Source organism: Paracoccus sediminis (assembly GCF_900188295.1).
Classification (GTDB): Bacteria; Pseudomonadota; Alphaproteobacteria; order Rhodobacterales; family Rhodobacteraceae; genus Paracoccus; species Paracoccus sediminis.
Genome location: NZ_FZNM01000001.1, coordinates 474,944 through 494,265 on the forward strand (window position 1 = coordinate 474,944; position 19,322 = coordinate 494,265).

Below are 19,322 nucleotides of genomic sequence, written 5' to 3' on the forward strand. Positions count from 1 at the left end.
CCCCCGCCTTTGGCCCCGCCCGCCGAGATAGGCCCTAAAGCGCGAACGTCCCGTCGTCGGCGGGACCCGCGCCGTCCAGCGTCACGCGGTCCCGCGTCACCTCGATCCGCCGCGTGCGGCCCGCCAGCGTCACCGTGGCGGTGAACCCCGGCCAGTCGGCTGGCAGGGCGGGATCGATGCGCAGCCGGTCGCCGTTTTCGGGAACGATGCCCAGGATCCCCTCGACCGCCGCGCGATACAGCCAGCCCGCGCTGCCCGTGTACCACGTCCAGCCGCCGCGTCCGGCCTTGGCCCCCTCGGCATAGACATCGGCGGCCACGACATAGGGTTCGACGCGATAGCGGTCGGCATCGGCGCGGTTTTCCGCATGAGAGATCGGATTGAGCAGGTCGAACAGCCGGTGCGCGTCCGTCCCGCGCCCCATCCGGCCCAGGGCATAGACCATCCAGGACGCCGCGTGGGTGTACTGGCCGCCGTTTTCGCGCACGCCGGGGGGATAGGCCTTGATATAGCCCGGCTCCTTGTCGGTCTTCTCGAACGGCGGGGTGAACAGTTTCAGCGCCTGCGCGTCATCGTCGACCAGCCACGTCAGGGCCGAATCCACCGCCCGGCCGACCCGGTCAGGCCGTCCCGCGCCCGAGATCGCGGCCCAGCTTTGCGCGATGGAATCGATGCGGCATTCCTCTGAACCCGCGGAACCCAAGGGGGTGCCGTCGTCGTAATAGCCCCGGCGATACCAGGCGCCGTCCCAGCCCGCCCTGTCCAAGGCCTGCGCCACCGCGTCGCGATGCGCCTGCCAAGCGGCGGCGCGGGCGTTGTCGCCCCGCGCCTGCGCCAAGGGGGCGAACACGTCGAGGGTGGCGCACAGGAACCAGCCCAGCCAGACGCTTTCGCCGCGACCGTCCTCGCCCACACGGTTCATGCCGTCGTTCCAGTCGCCGCCCCCGATCAGCGGCAGCCCGTGCGCGCCGGTCCGTGCCACCGCAAGGTCCAGCGCGCGGGCGCAATGTTCGTAAAGGGGCGCGACCTCGGAAGATCGTTCGGGCGTCAGGAAGTTGTCATGCTGTCCCGGTTCAAGCGCCGGACCGTGGATGAAGGGCACGGGTTCGTCCAGAACCCCGCGATCGCCGGTCAGGCGGACATAGCGTTCGGTGATGTGGCCCAGCCAGACCACGTCGTCCGAGATGGTGGTCCGCACCCCTGCGCCGCTGGCGGGCAGCCACCAGTGCTGCACGTCGCCTTCGGGGAACTGGCGCGCGGCGGCGTTGAGGATCTGGCGGCGGCACAGGTCCGGGTCGTGCAGGATCAGCGCCGAGGTGTCCTGCAACTGGTCGCGGAACCCGAACGCGCCCGAGGCCTGGTAAAAGGCCGACCGCGCCCGGATCCGGCAGGCCAGCGCCTGATAGGGCAGCCAGGTGTTCACCATCAGATCCAGCTTCGGATCCGGCGTCTGCACCCGAAGCGTGTCCAGGAACCCGCCCCATTCCGCCGCCGCTCCGTCCAGGGCCCGCGTCACCTCGGCGCTGTCGGTCACGCGGCGCAGCAGGTCGGGCAGTTCGGCATCGGGCGCGTCGGCCAGGGCAAAGACCACCTCGGCCGTTTCGCCGGGGGCCAGGGCCAGGCTTGTCCGCAGCGCCAGACAGGGATCGCCGCCGGTATCGGTCGAACTGCCGGGCCAGGCACCCGCCAGGGCCTCGGGGCGGCGCAGGTCGCCCTGGCCCAGCACCGCCGCGCGCGATGCCAGATGCCCCGTCGCCGGCCTGTCACAGGCCAGACCCGCGGCGCGGCCGGGAAATTCGACCGACCAAGGGTTGCGGGCGGTGAGGGCGTTGCCATCGGCGCAGGCGCGGATCATCGGGGCGGTCCGGCCCCGGTCGTTGCCCAGAACCAGTTCCGCATAGGCCAGGCAATCCAGATCCAGCCGGTCGTCCCCCGTGTTCGTCACCCGCATCCGGGTCAGCTTGGCAGGGCCGTCGGCCGCCAGAACCTGCACGGCGTCAAGGTTCACCCAACCGCTCCAGGACCGGAAGCGGCTGAAGCCCAGCCCGTGCCGCGTCTCGTGGATGGCGCCCGGATCGGCGCAGACCGCCGCGAAGGGCGACGCCAGACGCCCCGTTCGGCGGCAGCGGATCAGAACCGCTTCGCCGGGGCGGTCTTCCACCGCGTCGTTGGACCAGGGGGTGATCTGATAATCCCGAGAGTTCACGGCCCAGGTAAAGCCCCCGCCTTCGCCCGAGACATGAAACCCGAAGCCGTCGCGGGCAATGACGTTGATCCAGGGATGGGGCGTGGATTCGCCGTGGCGCAGGCGGATGACGTATTCCCGCCCGTCGGCGGAAAAACCGCCATAACCGTTGAAATGGCGCAAGTCCTCGGCCGGAAAATCCGGCAGGGGGGGCTGCGCCACGCCGGAGGGGGCGGGCAGGGCCAGCGCGGCCGGCGCCTGCGGCGCGGCGGGCGCGGTCTCGATCCGCGCCAGTTGTTCGGACAGCTTGCCGTTGCGGCTGTGCAGCACGACGCGCGCCACCGCCAGCAGTGCCCGCAGGGTCGCCGGGGCCATCTGGTCCTGCCGCAGGACAAAGACATGGCGCGCGGCGGGATCGGGATGTCCGGCCCGGACAAAGGTTTCGCACAGCGCGTTCAGCGCGTTCTGCAAATCCTGGATATAGCTGGACGCGCGGTCGTTCAGGATCACCAGATCGGCCTGCACCCCGTGATGGCGGAAATAATCCTGCATCCGCAGCGCCTTGCGCACGATGGGCAGGTCGGTTTCGGTGTCGATCCGCAGCACCATGATCGGCAGGTCGCCGGAAATCCCCAGCCCCCACAGGCCCGACTGCGGGCCGACCGCCTCCCGGATATCGGGATCCTGCACGCCCATACGGCCGTCGGGCCAGATCAGCTGCGCGGCATAGGCGCGAAACACCGCCGCCTCGTCCAGGGAACTGTCCATGTGGCGCAGTTGCACCTGCGACCGGGTCCAGGCCAGCTGGCTTTCATGGTCATAGGTGGCGCGGTCGGCATAATGGTTCAGCGCGGTATCCAGCGACGCCCGGTCATCCGCCACGATGGTCCAGAAGGTCAGCGTGGCGTTCTTGCCGGGCGCGATGCGGACCCGGCGGCGCAGGGCGACGATGGGATCCAGGGTGAAGCCCTGGCCGCCTTCCAGGCGTGCGCCCGAATCCATCGCCGCGGGCCGGGAAATGTCGCGCCCGCGCCCGACAAAGGCGCGGCGATCGGTCTCGGCGCCCAGGGGGGTGCCGCCGACCGCAAGATGGGCCAGATGCAGCGCGGGTTCGGTTCCGCGCCGATTGCGCCGCGCGGTGATGGTGCTGGCGTCGCGGGAAATTGCGGTGTGGACGAACATCTTGGAAAAGGCCGGATGCGCCAGATCGGCCTGCGGCCGGTCCAGGACGATTTCGCCAAAGGACGTGACCTCGATCACCCTGGGGCGGGTGGAACGGTTGCGCAGCGTCAGGCGCATTCCCTCGGCTTGCGCCTCGGATGCGACGATCATGTCCAGATGGCTTTCGATGCCATAGGCGGTTTTCAGGAATTCGGCCTTGTGGTCGGAAAAGATCGCGCGGGCCTCCTCGAACGGGGCGGATTTCGGGGCGGTCGTCGCCGACCACCAGTCCTGCGTTTCCGCGTCGCGCAAGAACAGGAACAGGCCGTCGCGGTCCAGCGTCGGATCGGGGCGCCAGCGCGTCACGGCACGGTCGCCCAGCCGCGACCAGCCGGTGCCGGTCGCCGTGACCATGCGGGTATAGCGGCCGTTGGACAGCACGCTGATCGCACGTTTCGCCTGGCCCGGATTTTCCACCACGGTCTGCGGTGCGGGGGCCAGTTCGGCGTCGCTGCCCGACAGTCCGCGGCCGGGCGCCGAACGCGTGATCGGCACGATTTCCCGAGGGGCTTTTTCCTGCAACAACAGTTCGGCGGCGCGGATCACCGGATCGTCGTGGAAACGGTCGCGGTGGATGCCTTCCAGCACGGCATTGGCAATGGCGACGATGGTCATGCCCTGGTGGTGGGCCATGACATTTCGGACCACGGCCATATCCGCGCCGTCGGGCAGGCGGGCGGGCGTGAAATCGATGGCGTCAAAGAAACCGTGCCGCCCCAGGGCGCCGATCGCCTCCATCCGGTCAAGATTGGCGACCGCCGCGCGCGGACGGATCTGGCTGGCAAGCGCGGTCGCATAGGGCGCGACGACAAGGTCGTCGGTCCCCGACCGTTTCAGCGCCAGCGCGGGAACGCCGAAGGCGTAATACTGATAGTTCATATCGCGGTCGCGTGCGTTGAAGGCGCTTTCGGACACGCCCCAGGGAACGCCCCGCGCGCGGCCATGGGCGATCTGCACGTCCACCGCCGCCGCGCAGGATTGCGCCAGCAGGCTGCCCTGCCGTTCATGCATGACCAGGGGCGGCATCAGGTATTCGAACATCGACCCCGACCAGGACAACAGCGCGCCGCGCGTCCCCAGTGCCGCCACCGGACGGCCCAGGCGGAACCAGTGTTCGTTGGGCGCATCGCCCTTGGCAATGGCGAACAGGCTGGACAGCCGCGCCTCGGACGCCAGAAGGTCATAGCAGCTTTCGTCAAGCTGGCCGGTATCGGCGCGATAGCCGATCGACAGCAGCCGCCGCTGCGGATTCATCAGAAAGCCGAAATCCATCCCGAAGGCCAGGGCGCGGGCACGTTCGGACAGCGCGGCGATGCGTTCCTGGACCTTGGGCGCGTTTCCAGGCGGGCGGATCGCGGCCTCGCAGACGCGTTGCAGGGCCTCGGCCCACCACAGCAGGTCGCTGCCGTCGCCATCGATCTCGGCGACATAGGCCTCGGCGAACTGGAGAATGTCGCTGGCGATCACCGCCAGGTTCAGGCCGCGCACGGCGGCCAGCTGCGGTTCTGCTAGGATTTTGGCATAGCTTTGGGCAAAACCCTCGATCCGTTCCTGGACGCGGCGCCGCAACGGGCGCAGCGCGCGGCGGTCGTCGGGGACCGCCTGCAACTGGCGGCCCAGAACGTCCAGCACGTCGCCGATGCCCTGCGGGTTGGTCGGCACATGGACGATGGCCCCGTGCGCCCAGCCCCGCAGCGCGGCGGCCAGCGCCACCAGGTGTCCGGCCAGATTGCCGCTGTCCACCGACGACACGTAATGGGGTTGCAGCACCGACAGATCGCGCGTGTCGTACCAGTTGAACAGATGCCCGTTCAGCTTGTCCATCCGTTCCAGGGTGGCCAGCGTGGCCTCGATCCGGTCCAGGGTTTCGGGCAGGCCGATCCAGCCAAAGTCGCGCGCCGACAGCGTGGCCAGCAGATACAGGCCGACATTGGACGGCGACGTGCGTTCCGCCACCTTGGGCACGGGCGAGTCCTGGAAATTGTCGGGCGGCAGGTGATGGGTTTCGGCGCCGACGAACTCCTCGAAAAAGCGCCAGGTGATGCGGGCCGTGCGGCGCAGGGCGGCGGCGTCCGCGGGCGCGATGTCCAGCCGGTCCTGAGTTTCCAGCGTGCGGCTGGTTTCCCAGGCGACCAGGGGCGCGCCGCCCCAGATCAGCGCCATCAGCGCGGCAAGGGGCAGGTTCGCGGGGTTGACCAGCGCGACCAGCAGCAACGCCACGACTGCGACCGCCGGGGCCGCCGCCATCTGCCGCAGGTAATCGGCGCGGCTGGTCGTACCGCCGGCCGCCACCTCGGAATTGCTGCGCCATTCCAGCAGGTGCCGCCGGCTGACCCGCATCCGGTGCAGGGTCCGGCCGATCGCGTCCAGGGCCAGGGCCGCCTGATGGGGCATGAAGCACAGGCGCAGCAGGATGGCGGACAAGGCCTCTCCGGCCTCGGCCAGCAGCACCCGCAGGTGCCGGCGTGGCGACACCGATGGATGCCCCGGCACCAGACCGGAATAAAAGCCGATCGCCGGACCCAGAAACAGGGCCAGAACCAGCAGCGCCTGCCACCGCAGCGCCGCGCCGGGCGCCAGCGCCAGCCATCCCGCGACCGAGGCGAGGATCCAGGCGGCGGGCAGCAGGGACCGGCGCAGGTTGTCGATCATCCTGAACCGGGCCAGCCCGTCCAGCCCGTTGCCCCGCGCCGTCACGAAGGGCAGCAGCTGCCAGTCGCCCCGGATCCACCGGTGCTGGCGCGCGGCATCGACATGATAGCGAACGGGGAAATCCTCGATCACCTGCACGTCCGTGACCAGGGCCGCGCGGGCCAGCGCGCCTTCGAAAAGGTCATGGGACAGGACGGTGTTTTCGGGAATGCGCCCTTCGGTCGCGCGCGCAAAGGCATCCACGTCGTAAAGGCCCTTGCCGGTGAAACTGCCCTGGCCGAACATGTCCTGATACAGGTCGGACACGGTGAAGACATACGGATCCAGCCCCCGGTTGGCCGAAAAGATCCGCTGAAAGACCGACGCCTCGTCCCCCGCCGTCAGGGACGGCGTGACGCGCGGTTGCAGGATCGCATGGCCCGCCACGACCCGCCCGTCCGCATCCGCGACCGGACGGTTGACCGGATGCGCCAGCTTGCCCGCCAGCGCCGCCACCGTGCCGCGCAGCAGCCGCGTGTCGCTGTCCAGCGTCAGCACGAAACGCACGCCGGCCGGGGGGCGCGGTCCGGTGTCCAGAAAGGACGTGTCCGCATCGCCCCGCAGCAGGGCGTTCAGTTCGGCCAGCTTGCCCCGCTTGCGTTCCCACCCCATCCAGACCCCTTCCTGCGGGTTGTGGATGCGGTGACGGTGCAGCAGATAGAACCGGCGGCTCGTGACCGCGTATCGGGCGGCCAGCGCCTCGATCCCATCGCGCGCGTGGGCCAGCAGCAGGGCATCGTCGGGGCGAGTTTCGGCGCCGTGATCGGCCCAGTCCGACAGCAGCGCGAAATCGACCGCCCCCGAAGGGTTGGCCAGATAATGCAGTTCCAGGGTCCGCAGCAGCTCGTCCATGTCGTCCCGAGAGGACAGCAGGCAGGGGATCACCACCAAGGTGCGGGCGGTTTCCGGCACGCCGGCGGAAAAGTCATAGGCGGGCAGGCGGCGGGGCGGGAACAGCCGCGACGCGGCGATCTGGATGACAGCCAACGCCGCCTCGGACGCGGGAAACAGGGCCAGGACAAACAACAGCGCGGCCACCCAGGCCGGCGCATCAAGGCCCTGCACCATCAGCACGGCAAGGGCCGCCGTCAGCGCGGCGACCGGCCCGGCCAGCATCGGCCACCCCGCGCGCCGGACGCCGCGGCGCAGCCGTTCGGTCGGGGTCGGGCGATAGCCGATCCGCGATTCAAGATCCGCCAGCCCCTCGGCCATCAGGACGCGCCCCGGATCGGCGCCGTCCGAATCGGCCAGCGCGGCGCGGGCGACCTCGACCTCGGTCAGCTCGGATCGGCGGGCCAGCCGCTCGATCTGTTCGCGGTACGCGTTGCGGGTAGGGTCGTCCAGGGCGGCATAGTCGGGGGCGCGGCGCAGTTCGCGATCCACCGCGGAAACGGTTTCGAACCATTTCAACCAGTCGATCTCGTCGATCAGGCGCAGGCTGCGGATGATGTTGCCGACGGTGACATTGCCGCTGGATTGGCGCGCATGTTCGGCGGCCAGCACGGAATCGGGGTTCTGTCCGGCCTCGGCCAGCCGCGCCTCCAGCCAGTCAAGCGCCGCGGTCGCCGCGCCCGACCCGTCGCGCAGGCGATACAGCAGCTGGGCGGCAAAGGTCGCGTCGCGGGCCGAAGCCGCTTCGGGCGCCAGGGCGGCCGCGGCCTGGGCGGCGGTGCCCGCCATCAGGCGGTCGGCCAGGGCGTTGGCCGCCGCCCGCTTGCGGCGGCCGTCCTCGATCCGGTCGGAGAGGCGGCGCAGGTTTTCCAGAAGCACGAAGCGCAGCAGCGACGGGACGGCCCAGACCTCTCCGATGGTCAGGTCCAGATGCCGCTGCATCCCGCCGACGGTCTGGCTCAGCCCGTCCAGGGTGACGGCGGAATTGGTCAAGGCCACATGGGTCCAGGCCAGCGCAAGCACCCGAGGCACCCGTTCACCCCCGGCAAGCCGCAGCGACGGCAGGTTGCGATAGACCCGTGGCGCCATATCGCGGCGCAGGTGGCGAAAGGTTTCGTCCACGACATGATGGTTGTCCAGCAGCCATTCGGCCGCCGGGGTGACGGCGACCTTGTCGCGGACTTCGTTCAGGATCGACAGATAGGTGGCCCGCACTGCGGCGCGGTTGTCGTTCAGCCGGTCGGGAAAGGCAAACGGGTGCCAGGCGGGCAGGGCGGGGGCGGGCGCCGCGCCCAGATCGGATCCGGCTTGGGCCGGGCTGCGGTCCAGCCATGTCTCGTGCCGGATCGGTCGGGGCAGTTCGGCCCAGCGCCGTGTGTCGGGGCGGTCGCCTGCCCGGTCATCGGGCAGGGCGTCGCCGGACAGGAAGGGACGGCGGAAACGGAGTGGGCTGAATGTCACGAGATGCCGCCGTCAGGGAAGGGAAAGGCTGATGATGGGCGAACGAACAGGCGCCGCCGCGGTTCCGCGCCCTTTCTGCGTTGCGGCGAAATGCCCCTTTGTTTCTGTCCGTGTTGCCGCGAGGTCGCCAGGTCTGGCGCCGCCGGGCAAAGGGGCCACGCCGCCGCAACGGGGCCGGATCGCGGTTCGGATCAGCGTTCGGTCGCCATGCCCATCTTTTCCGCTCTCAGCAGCAGCATCCTGACCGTCGAGGGATACCAGGTGCCGTTGCCGCGCGGCGTCCGTTCGCGCATCTGTGCCAGACGCTTGGCAATGCCCGCCAGGGTCAGGTCGGGATCGGCCTGGCGCATCCCGGCGACAATGGCCATCAGCCGGTCGTCGGGGGTGCGGCGGGGCGCGCGTTCCAGCACCGCCGCAGGCAGCAGGCCGTCGCGGACATAGCGTCTGGCGGCACGCTTTAGCCGTTCGGCCGACCAGGCCTGCCCGGTCCGGGCGCTTGTCAGCCGGGCCAAGTCGTCCCAGGTCATCGCCGGGCGGTGGCGGCGCACCAGGGGCAGCCAGGCCGCGGCCGAGGATTCGAGCTTGCGGACATAGCTTTCGTCGCGGGCGGCGCGCAAGGCGCGCAGGGCGTCGCGGTCGCCCCGGCGCAGCGCCGGATTGCCGCCGATCCGGCCCTGGGCGCGGGCGGACCGCAGCCCCGCCTTTGTGCGTTCGCGGATCAGCGCGCGTTCCAGTTCCGCCACGGCGCCCATCACCTGCAACGAAAAGGTGCCCTGCGGCGTGGTGGTATCGATCGGATCGTTCAGCGACCGGAAATGCGCGCCCTGCGCGCCCAGCGTTTCGACCACCTGCAACAGATGGGCCAGCGACCGCGCCAGCCGGTCCAGGCGGACCACGACCAGCGTGTCTCCGGGCCGGATCGCCGCCAGCAGCCGCCGCAGCGCCGGCCGCGCGCGGTCCCCGCCCGAGGCATGTTCCTCGTGGATCACGTCGCACCCGGCCTCGCGCAGTTCGGCCCGTTGCGGATCCAGCGTCTGGTCGCCCGTCGAAACGCGGGCATAGCCGATCAGAGCCAAGACGATGCCTTTGCGGTCGGTGTCCCCGCCGTGGCATACACCAACACGGAACAGAAAGGAAACGGCTGTCGCGGACAGGCGGCGCCTGCACGGCGGACCGCTGACCATCTTTTGACCGATGCCCCATTGACGACGGTTTTCGTCGTGGCATCTGTTGGCGCCATGGAACGTCGGACTCGTCGGCATCTTTCATGGTTCGTCATCGTGATGGCGATGCTGCTTTTGGCCGGGGCGACCGTGGTCCGCGCCGGCGCCATGACGCATTGCGGCGATCCCCCGGCGTCCGCCGCATCCCATCCGCATGACGCCGTGGCGCCGCCGCCCGACGCCCAGGCCGCGACGACCGTTCCCTGCATGTCGCACAGTTGCTGCGCGCCGAACGCTGTTCGCGCCTGGGAACCCGCGCAGGGAACCGTCCATCCCGCCCGATACGCGGTCGGCATGGGCGATCCGCGGCCGTCGCGCTGTTCCGGCGGCGTGTACCGTCCCCCGCGACCCAGCGGTTTCGCGCCGTTTGCCCGGCACCTGCAAACCACTGCATAGTCAAGGAAAATGACATGATGATGACCAAAGCCACCATTGTCCTGCTGGCCACGCTTGCCGGCACCTCTGCATTCGCGCAGGGGATGGATCATGCGACCCACGCCGCCTCGGGGTCCACAGAGGATAACATGTCCGTGATGGATTCCATGATGGAATCGATGAACGGTATGGAAATGTCCGGCGACCCGGATGCCGACTTTTTGCTGATGATGATTCCCCATCATCAGTCGGCCATCGACATGGCCAAGATCGAGCTTGAGCAGGGCGACGATCCCGAAACCCGCAAGATGGCGCAAGAGATCATCGACGCGCAGGAACAGGAAATCGCCGAGATGAAGACGATGCTGGAAAGGCTGGGGGTCGACGCCCCGGAATGACTGGAAAAGGGCCCGCCACGCGGGCCCTTTGCCTTGGTTCAGGCCGCATCGTCCGCCAGCGCGCCCTGGCCGGGGGCCTTGCGTTCCGCACGCGGATCAGGTCTAATACTCAAGATTTATTGAGGTCTTGATTCGATGAATGAGCTTCAGGCGCTTGGTGCCTTCGCTGCCTTGTCCCAAGAGACACGATTGCGCGTGGTGCGGCTGCTGGTGCAGGCCGGTCCGGGCGGGATGGCCGCCGGGGCCATCGGCGCGGCACTCGGCGGCGCGACGACTTCGCGGCTGTCCTTTCATCTGACCCATCTCGAACATGCCGGGCTGATCCAGTCACGACGGGAAGGGCGCTACATCATCTACAGCGCCGTCTATTCCGCCTTGGCCAGCCTGGTCGGCTTTCTCTTGAAGGATTGCTGTCAGGGTCATCCCGAGATCTGCGCCCCTGCTGTCGAGGCGCTGACCTGCGGTTGCGACCTCGCCCTGACCGAAAGCGCCTGACCATGGACATCGTCATCTATCACAACCCGGACTGCGGCACGTCGCGCAACACGCTGGCGATGATCCGACATGCGGGGATCGAGCCGCATGTGGTCGAATACCTGAAATCCCCGCCCTCGCGCGCCATGCTGAACGATCTGATCGCGCGCATGGGCATCACGCCGCGCGATCTGCTGCGGCAGAAGGGGACGCCCTATGCTGCCCTGGGGCTGGACGAGATGTCCCTGACGGGCGAGGCCCTGATCGACGCGATGCTGGCCCACCCGATCCTGATGAACCGCCCGATCGTGGTCAGCCCCAAGGGGGTGCGGCTCTGCCGCCCGTCCGAGGCCGTGCTGGACCTTCTGCCGCCGCAACGCGCCGCCTTCGCCAAAGAGGATGGCCAGCCCGTCCTGGACGACCGCGGCAACCGCATTCCTTCCGCCTGACTTCGGAGAAAGCCCATGACCCCGTCCCGCCCGGCCAGCCGGCTTTCGTTTCTTGATCGGTACCTGACGGTCTGGATCTTTGCCGCCATGGCGTTGGGAATCGCGCTGGGCACGATCTTCACCGGCCTGCCGGACGCCCTGGACGCGATGTCGGTCGGCACGACCAACATCCCCATCGCCATCGGCCTGATTCTGATGATGTATCCGCCCTTGGCGAAGGTCCGGTACGAGGAACTGCACCAGGTCTTTGCCGACAAGCGCGTGCTGGCGTTGTCGCTGGTGCAGAACTGGCTGATCGGGCCGGTTCTGATGTTCGCGCTGGCGGTGATCTTTCTGCGCGACCAGCCCGAATACATGACGGGCCTGATCCTGATCGGGCTGGCGCGCTGCATCGCCATGGTGCTCGTCTGGAACCAGCTGGCGCGGGGCGACAACCAGTATGTCGCCGGGCTGGTGGCGTTCAACTCGATCTTCCAGATCCTGTTCTTCTCGACCTATGCCTGGCTGTTCCTGACGGTGCTGCCGCGGCTGTTCGGGCTGGAAGGCAGCGTGGTCGAGGTCGGTTTCCGAACCGTGACCGAGGCCGTGCTGATCTATCTGGGCCTGCCGTTCCTGGCAGGCTATCTGACGCGCCGCATCCTGATCGGCCGCCATGGCGAGGCGTGGTACCGCGATGTCTTCCTGCCCCGGATCGGACCCGTCACGCTGGCCGCGCTGCTGTTCACCATCGTGGCGATGTTCGGATTGAAGGGCGACGACGTGGTGCGCCTGCCGCTGGATGCCGCGCGGATCGCGGTTCCGCTGATCCTGTATTTTGCCATCCAGTTCGTGGTCAGCTTCGCCATGGGCCGCTGGATCGCGCGGGATTATCCGCGCACCACCGCCATTGCCTTCACGGCCGCGGGCAACAACTTCGAACTGGCCATCGCCGTCGCCATCGCGGCTTACGGCCTGGCGTCCCCGGTCGCGTTCGCGGCCGTGATCGGCCCCTTGGTCGAGGTGCCGGTGCTGATCCTGCTGGTCAACGTCGCCCTTCGCCTGGGTTCGCGCTGGTTCCCCGAACATCCTGTGCTGCAAGAGGCCCGCATATGATCCCCGATCTGCCGAACCTGTCGCCCGGCGCGGTCCGCCCCCTGGACCTGCCCCCGGTTCCGCGCGCGACCCATCCGCCCCGCATCCTGCTGCTGTACGGTTCCCTGCGCGAACGATCCTACAGCCGCTTCGCCACGCTGGAGGCCGAGCGCCTGCTGCGCCATTTCGGCTGCGAGACCCGTATCTTCCATGCCGGTGGCCTGCCGCTGCCCGACGATGCCGGGACGTCGCATCCCAAGGTTCAGGAACTGCGCGATCTGTGCCTGTGGTCCGAAGGCCAGGTCTGGACCAGCCCCGAACGCCACGGCGCGATGACCGGCGTGATGAAGTCCCAGATCGACTGGATCCCGCTGTCCATGGGGGCGATCCGGCCGACCCAGGGCCGCACCCTGGCCGTGATGCAGGTGTCCGGCGGATCGCAGTCCTTCAACGCCGTAAACCAGATGCGCATCCTGGGGCGCTGGATGCGCATGATTACCATTCCGAACCAGTCGTCGGTCGCCAAGGCCTATGACGAGTTTGACGAGGCCGGCCGGATGCGACCGTCGCCCTATTACGACCGGATCGTGGACGTGATGGAGGAGCTGGTCAGGTTCACCCTGCTGACCCGCGACCTGTCCGATGTCCTGACCGACCGCTATAGCGAACGAAAGGAAACGGCGGCCAGGCTGGAAGCGCGGGTGAGCCTGAAAGCCGCGACCTGACGGACCGGGCCTGACCGGCACTTTCGCTGCCGGATGCGCTGTTCAGGCCAGATGTGTCCTGAACCAGTCCAGCGTCCGGTCCCAGGCCAGCCGTGCCGCCGCCTCGTCGTAACGCGGGGTGGAATCGTTGTGGAAACCGTGGTTGGTGCCGGGATAGATGTGGGCCTCGTAGGTCTTGCCGTGCTGTTTCAGCGCGGCCTCGTAGGCGGGCCAGCCGGCGTTCACGTTCTCGTCCGTTTCGGCGAAATGCAGCAGCAGGGGGGCCGTGATCCGGGGCACATCCTCGACCGGGGCCTGGCGGCCATAGAACGGCACGGCGGCGGCCAGTTCGGGAAAGGCCACCGCCGCCGCGTTCGACACGCCGCCGCCATAGCAGAACCCGGTGATGCCGACCTTGCCGGTGGTCATGGCGCCGGTCCGCAGGAATTCGACGGCGGCGAAGAAATCGTTCATCAGTTTTTCGGGATCGACCCGGCGCTGCAATTCGCGCCCCTGTTCGTCGTTGCCCGGATAGCCCCCCACCGAGATCAGCCCGTCGGGCGCCAGCGCCACGAAGCCCGCCTTGGCGACGCGCCGGGCCACATCCTCGATATAGGGATTAAGGCCGCGATTTTCGTGGACCACCACCACGCCGCCGACGGGCGCGTCATTGGCCACGCCGTCGGTCGCGGGGCGGACCCGATAGGCCCGCACGTCCCCGTGACCCTCGGGCGAGGGGTAGGTGATGTATTCGGCCAGAATGCCGGGGTCGGTAAAGGCGATCTGCTGGGCCAGGGCGTAATCGGGACCAAGCGTCCTGAGCAAGGCAAGCGCCGTCATTCCGCCCACGGCATAGGACGCGGCGCGGTCCAGGAATTCACGCTTGGTGATCCGGCCATGGGCATAGAAGTCATAGAGTTCCAGCAATTCGGGCGGAAAGTCCCGCGCGGTCAGTCGAGCCATTGTTGATCCCCCTTTGTGCAGCGGCACAAGGGGATTGTAGAGGAAAACGGTCTGAACGGGGATCACAGGTCGGACAGCCGCCGGACATTCCCTTTCAGCACAGCTTCATCCAGAGGACGCCGGAAAACACCAGAACGGTCGCCCCCAGGGCCGCGTAGGACGCCAGCAGGGCGCTGTTTGACAGGGGCGATGCGTGCCGGCGCGCCAGGACGATGGGCCAGACCCCCGCGACGACACCCAGGCCAAGCGCGGCGATCAGCACAAGGCGCAGGCGGGCGGGGTCAATGCCGATCGCGCAGCCGGTCGCCTGCGCGCCATAGATCAGCAGAAAGAACCCCGACCACAGGACGAAACCCAGGATGATGCGGACGATCTGGATCATGCGGCGGCCGACGACAGCAGGCGGAGCACAATGGGAAAGGCCATCGACATGGCGCCCACGATGGCGGCATAGCGTTGCCATTGGGCCGAGATGTCCTGTTCGGCACGGGGGCGCTTCACGGCCCAGGCGGCGATGACCAGCCCGATTGCCGCATGAAGCGCCGCATAGGCCGCGACGGCGGCCAGCGATGCCGGGGCCGCGTGGTCGGTCGCGCCCTCGATCCGCCACAGCGCCGCCGCCGATCCCGCCAGGATCAGGCCCTGGGCGATCACCGCGGCGATCCCGTGTGGGCGCAGCAGGGCGATCGCCGCGCCCACGGCGACGGGCAGAATCGTCCGGACGCTGTCCTCGGGCCAGCCGGGGGGCGGCCAGCCCGGCGCGGAAATGGCCAGGAATCCGGCGCCGAACAGCAGCGACGCAAAGGCCGTCGCGTCGCCCGCGATCACAAAGCGCATGGCCCACAGGGATGGGGCGGCGCCGGACGCGCTCTGATTGGGCAGGCGGATCCCCCGCCCCGCATCCAGCACCTGCGCCGGGGGGGTCGAACGGGTCCACCGCAGGAACAGCACCACCACAACAAGGGCCAGCGGCGGCACCAGCAGATAGGTCTTGGCCAGCAGGGACAGATAGATGCCGCCGGTCGCAACCGCCGTCCACAACGGCAGAAAGGTCGATGCGGGCAGCACGACGATCTGCTGCGGGGCGCCGGTCAGGGGATCGACGCCCAGCGTTTCCAACTGGCCGCGCGGGACGGCCAGCAGCCCCTGGCCCGCCGCGATTCGCCGCCCGTCGGGGGCGTCCTCCAGCACCGGAATGGCGGCAAAGGCATAGGACGGCGGTGGCATCGGCGTGGCCCATTCCAGCGTCCCCGCGCCCCAGGGGTCGCGCCGCGCACGCTTGCCGAACATCACCAGCAGGATCAGATCCAGGGCCAGCAGCGCGAATCCGATGGTCGTCACGAACCCGCCCATCGAGGAGATGAAGTTCAGCACTTCCCACGCCGGGTCGTCATAGGAGTAGAGCCGGCGCGTCATGCCCAGAAGGCCGGTCAGGTGCATTCCCAGAAAGGTCAGGTTGAATCCGCCGAACACCGTCCAGAACGCTGCGTGGGACAGATGCTGGACTGGCTGGCGGCCGCACATGTGGGGCAGCCAGTAATAGGCGGCGGCCATCATCGGAAAGATGAACCCGCCGACCAGAACGTAATGCAGGTGGGCCACGACGAACTGCGTGTCGTGAACCTGGCTGTTGAACGGCACCATGGCCAGCATCACGCCCGACAGCCCGCCGAAGACGAAGACGAACATGAAGCCTCCGACATGCAGCATCGGGATGGAAAACCGCGGCCTTCCCGCCGCCATGGTAGCGAACCAGGCGAAGATCTGCACCGCCGTGGGCACCGCGACCAGCGCGCTGGCGATGGAAAAGAACGACAGGGACAGATGCGGGATGCCGGTGGTGTACATGTGGTGCACCCACAGCCCGAAGGACAGAAAGCCCATCGTCACGATGGCCGCGACCACCGCGCGAAAGCCGACCAGCCGGTGCGACGAAAACACCGGAATGATCGTGGACAGCACGCCCGCCGCGGGCAGGAAGATGATATAGACCTCGGGGTGGCCGAACAGCCAGAACAGGTGCTGCCACAGCAGCGGATCCCCGCCCCGCGTCGGATCAAAGAACGGCAGGCCCAGGGCGCGTTCGGTTTCCAGCAGCACCGATCCCAGGATCAGCGGCGGAAAGCCCACCAGCATCATGCCCGCGACGACCAGCATGTACCAGGCGAAGATCGGCATCCGGTCCAGCGACATGCCCCCCGCGCGCAGCAGCAGGATGGACACCAGAAATTCGACCGCCGCCGACATGGCCGAAATCTCGACGAAGCTGATGCCCAGAAGCCAGACATCGGCGCTGATGCCGGGGGTATAGGTGGACGACGACAAGGGCGTGTACATGAACCACCCGCCGTCCGGTGCGGCCCCCATCAGCAACGCCACGATCAGGATCGAGCCGCCGAACAGATAGCACCAATAGCCGTATGCCGACATGCGGGGGAACGCCAGGTCGCGTGCGCCCAGCATCTTGGGCAGCAGATACATGGCCAGCCCCTCGAAAAAGGGGATGGCGAACAGGAACATCATGATGGTGCCGTGCATGGTGAAGACCTGGGCATAGGTGCCCGGTTCCATGAAGGCGCTGTCGCGGGTGGCAAGCTGGGTGCGGATCAGCATGGCCAGCAATCCGCCGATGGCGAAAAAGACCAGCGACGTGACCATGAAGCGGCGGCCGACGACGGTGTGGTTGACCGCCGACAGACGCCCCCAGCCGCGCGGCGTTTTCCAGATGCGGTCCAGTTCCTTGTGGCGGCGGATCGGGGTCATGGCGTTTCCTGCGGCCAGTCGGCGTGGGCGGTGGCGGAAAAGGTCATCCCGGCATGGCCCAAGCCGCAATATTCGGAACAGACGCCGCCATAAACCCCCGGTTCGTCGGCGCGCAGGACGATGCGGTTCACATGGCCGGGGATGGCATCGATCTTGCCGCCAAGGCGCGGAATCCAGAAGCTGTGGATCACGTCGCGGCTGGTCACGACGATCTCGACGTCGCGGCCGGCGGGCAGGTGCAGCTGGCCGATGCTGTCGGCCATGGCGGTGCCGGGGTAACGGAAACGCCATTCCCACATCCGCGCCTCGGCCTCGATCCGCAGGGGCGCGCTGCGGCGGGCGGCGGCGTCGCCCCACCACAGGGCGGCGGCGGTCAGCGCGATCACCACCGGCAACGGAAAGGCCAGCCCGCCCCCGACAAGCCACCATCGCGCGGGAACCGACCGGCCGGCGTCGGGCCGCAGCCACAGCCACAGGAACAGCGTCACCATGGCGGCAAGGATCACGGCGGCGCCCCAGAACATCCACCACCACAGGGTCGCGATTCCCTGCGCCGCCGGGCCCGCCGGGTCCAGCACCGACAACTGCCCGTCGCAGCCTGCCAGAAACGGGAACCCCAGTAGCCCCAACCGCCTTGAACAGGGAACGGAGGCCCCATGACCCAGCAATCCCCGGACGCCAAGGCAGACAGCGCGGCCCAGGTCGAGGACGACCACGAGGACGCCAATCCGGTCATTGCCGAGGTTCAGGCCAAGCCCACCGAATCCGCCGTGGCCGTGGCCGGGCACCCGCTTCATGCGATGACCGTGCATTTTCCCATCGCGCTGGTGTTCTGCACCCTGGGCATCGACGTGATCTATTGGTGGACGGGCGACGCCTTCTGGGTCCGGGCCGGTCTGTGGTCGTCGGGCGGGGCGTTCTTCGCGGGGGTCGGCGCCGCGCTGATCGGGACGGTCGAACTGCTGGCGGTGTCGGGCATCCGCAGCCGGGCGGCCAGCTGGACCCACGCCATCGCCGCGATGACGCTGGTGGCGCTGATGGGCGCGAACTGGCTGTTGCGCGTGGTCGATTCCGATGCGGTCCTGCCGCATGGTCTGGCGCTGTCGGTCCTGGCGGGCATCATCACCGGCATCGCGGGCTGGCATGGCGGCAAGCTGATCTTCGATCACGGCATCGGCCTCATGGTGTCGCCCAAGGATTGAACGGGCGCAGCAGGCCGGACAGCGCGCCGGGCCGGAACATGTCGGCCGCCTGCGGGATGACCGGCTTGGCCAGCACCAGCCACAGGATCGCGGCGATCAGAAAGGCCGTCGCCGCCGTCACCGCCACGAACCGCCATGCGGGATAGACGCCATCCTCGCGAAACAGCCTGACCACCACCAGCCCGGTCAGGACATGGACAAAGGCCAATGCCGCGACAAAGGCCATCTTGGCTGCGAACCAGGGCTGCACCGCCGTCTGCACGAAGATCAGGGCCGTCCCCGAGGCGATCCCGACGAATGCCATGGGCGAGACCAGCGCGATATAGGAAAACCGCACCATCCGCTGCAAGCGGTGCAGGTCGTCATCGTGGCGCACATGCCGACGCTGGACATACAGGGCGGGAAGGCTCAGCAGCCCCGCGCTCCAGACCGCGATGGCGGCGATATGCAGGGCCTTCAGGATTTCGGTCATGCGCCTGCGGTCCGGGCGGGGTCCAGCATGGCCCAGACGCGCCACGCGGCAAAGCCGACATAGGGCAGGGCCGCGGGTATCCACATGACCAGACCGGCCAGCTGCTGATCCTCCAGCGCGGTCAGCCCGAACGGGGCGGTGGTCAGCAGGTGGGGCGCGAACAGCGGACGGGTGGCAAAGGTCAGCAGCGCCCCCAGCATCCCCATGTGCAGCAGGGTGCCCAGCGACAACGTGACCGCATGGCCGACCCGGTCGGCGCCGACCATCGCGGCCCACAGCCAGGCGGCGCTGGCGATCAGCGAAATCTCCATCGCCCAGTACAGGGCATTCGACCCCAGAGCGGCGTCATAGGGTTGGGGCATGTGCCAGAACCATATGGCGCCCAGATGGACCAGAAAGGCGGCGCCGCCTCCGCCTGCGCGCCATCCGGTTCCCCAGACCAACAGCGGCGCGGCGACCGCGACCATCAGGATGTGATGAAGCACCCGCACCGAAAACAGTGCGCTGGACAGGGCGCACAGGGGCGAAACGAAGGCCAGCGCCAGAACCGCGATGCCTGCCAGCCATGGTCCCCACCGCGGCATGGCGACCGTCGCCGCCGCGCCGATCGCCAGCGCGGCGATCAGCCAGGGATCCAGGTTCCAGGCCGTCCACAGGCCGCCCGGTATCGGCGCCGCACCGCAATAGGGAAGGGTCGATCCGTCCATGAATGTCCTTTTACACGCAATGCCCGTGCGTGCGCCATGGTTCCCGTGCCTGCGCCCCGAAGGGCCGACGCC

15 protein-coding genes are annotated in these 19,322 nt (G+C 68.4%); 7 read left to right on the top strand and 8 right to left on the bottom strand.

Going from position 1 to position 19,322, the window contains the following annotated elements:
* Positions 1 to 34: 34 nt before the first annotated feature.
* Positions 35 to 8,449 carry a glycoside hydrolase family 94 protein gene (locus CHB77_RS02545; RefSeq protein ID WP_089386588.1) on the bottom strand — a complete coding sequence of 2,805 codons (8,415 nt, stop codon included), beginning with the start codon at positions 8,447 to 8,449 and terminating at the stop codon, positions 35 to 37.
* Between the two features lie 191 nt (positions 8,450 to 8,640).
* Complete coding sequence (locus CHB77_RS02550; RefSeq protein WP_089386717.1) at positions 8,641 to 9,525, bottom strand: recombinase family protein; 885 nt, start codon at positions 9,523 to 9,525, stop codon at positions 8,641 to 8,643.
* Positions 9,526 to 9,732: 207 nt separating this feature from the next.
* On the opposite strand from CHB77_RS02550, the gene CHB77_RS02555 reads away from it, so the two are divergent.
* From CHB77_RS02555 to arsH, 6 genes are all read left to right on the top strand, one after another.
* On the top strand, positions 9,733 to 10,068 hold the full coding sequence (locus CHB77_RS02555) for a hypothetical protein (RefSeq protein WP_089386589.1): 336 nt from the start codon (positions 9,733 to 9,735) through the stop codon (positions 10,066 to 10,068).
* A gap of 14 nt (positions 10,069 to 10,082) precedes the next feature.
* Positions 10,083 to 10,445, top strand: coding sequence for a CopM family metallochaperone (gene copM, locus CHB77_RS02560; protein WP_242626486.1), 363 nt, complete (start codon positions 10,083 to 10,085; stop codon positions 10,443 to 10,445).
* A 135-nt stretch (positions 10,446 to 10,580) separates the two neighbouring features.
* On the top strand, positions 10,581 to 10,940 hold the full coding sequence (locus tag CHB77_RS02565; protein WP_089386590.1) for an ArsR/SmtB family transcription factor: 360 nt from the start codon (positions 10,581 to 10,583) through the stop codon (positions 10,938 to 10,940).
* 2 nt (positions 10,941 to 10,942) lie between these two features.
* Positions 10,943 to 11,368, top strand: a complete 426-nt coding sequence (gene arsC / locus CHB77_RS02570) for an arsenate reductase (glutaredoxin) (RefSeq protein ID WP_089386591.1) — start codon at positions 10,943 to 10,945, stop codon at positions 11,366 to 11,368.
* A gap of 15 nt (positions 11,369 to 11,383) precedes the next feature.
* Positions 11,384 to 12,460, top strand: coding sequence for an ACR3 family arsenite efflux transporter (arsB, locus tag CHB77_RS02575; RefSeq protein WP_089386592.1), 1,077 nt, complete (start codon positions 11,384 to 11,386; stop codon positions 12,458 to 12,460).
* The gene (gene arsH, locus CHB77_RS02580; RefSeq protein WP_089386593.1) at positions 12,457 to 13,164 is read left to right on the top strand and encodes an arsenical resistance protein ArsH; all 708 of its coding nucleotides are present in this window, start codon (positions 12,457 to 12,459) and stop codon (positions 13,162 to 13,164) included. Before arsB ends, arsH begins: the two co-directional genes overlap by 4 nt.
* A gap of 42 nt (positions 13,165 to 13,206) precedes the next feature.
* Here the strand turns inward: arsH and yghX are convergent, their stop codons facing one another.
* The 4 genes from yghX to CHB77_RS02600 form a co-directional block, all read right to left on the bottom strand.
* On the bottom strand, positions 13,207 to 14,106 hold the full coding sequence (gene yghX, locus CHB77_RS02585; protein ID WP_089386594.1) for a YghX family hydrolase: 900 nt from the start codon (positions 14,104 to 14,106) through the stop codon (positions 13,207 to 13,209).
* Positions 14,107 to 14,200: 94 nt separating this feature from the next.
* Positions 14,201 to 14,488, bottom strand: coding sequence for a hypothetical protein (locus tag CHB77_RS02590; RefSeq protein WP_089386595.1), 288 nt, complete (start codon positions 14,486 to 14,488; stop codon positions 14,201 to 14,203).
* Positions 14,485 to 16,869, bottom strand: a complete 2,385-nt coding sequence (gene ctaD / locus CHB77_RS02595; RefSeq protein ID WP_089386596.1) for a cytochrome c oxidase subunit I — start codon at positions 16,867 to 16,869, stop codon at positions 14,485 to 14,487. The genes CHB77_RS02590 and ctaD overlap by 4 nt, the downstream gene beginning before the upstream one ends.
* Complete coding sequence (locus tag CHB77_RS02600; protein ID WP_176430295.1) at positions 16,866 to 17,498, bottom strand: cytochrome c oxidase subunit II; 633 nt, start codon at positions 17,496 to 17,498, stop codon at positions 16,866 to 16,868. Before CHB77_RS02600 ends, ctaD begins: the two co-directional genes overlap by 4 nt.
* Before the next feature lie 27 nt (positions 17,499 to 17,525).
* Between CHB77_RS02600 and CHB77_RS02605 the strand changes: the two genes are divergently transcribed.
* The gene (locus CHB77_RS02605; protein WP_089386597.1) at positions 17,526 to 18,071 is read left to right on the top strand and encodes a DUF2231 domain-containing protein; all 546 of its coding nucleotides are present in this window, start codon (positions 17,526 to 17,528) and stop codon (positions 18,069 to 18,071) included.
* Here CHB77_RS02605 and CHB77_RS02610 read toward each other — a convergent pair.
* Together CHB77_RS02610 and CHB77_RS02615 are read right to left on the bottom strand one after the other, a co-directional pair.
* Complete coding sequence (locus CHB77_RS02610) at positions 18,049 to 18,543, bottom strand: CopD family protein (protein ID WP_089386598.1); 495 nt, start codon at positions 18,541 to 18,543, stop codon at positions 18,049 to 18,051. The genes CHB77_RS02605 and CHB77_RS02610 overlap by 23 nt on opposite strands.
* A complete protein-coding gene (locus tag CHB77_RS02615) occupies positions 18,540 to 19,250 on the bottom strand; it encodes a cytochrome c oxidase assembly protein (protein ID WP_089386599.1) in 711 nt (236 codons plus the stop codon). The genes CHB77_RS02610 and CHB77_RS02615 overlap by 4 nt, the downstream gene beginning before the upstream one ends.
* Positions 19,251 to 19,322 lie beyond the last annotated feature (72 nt).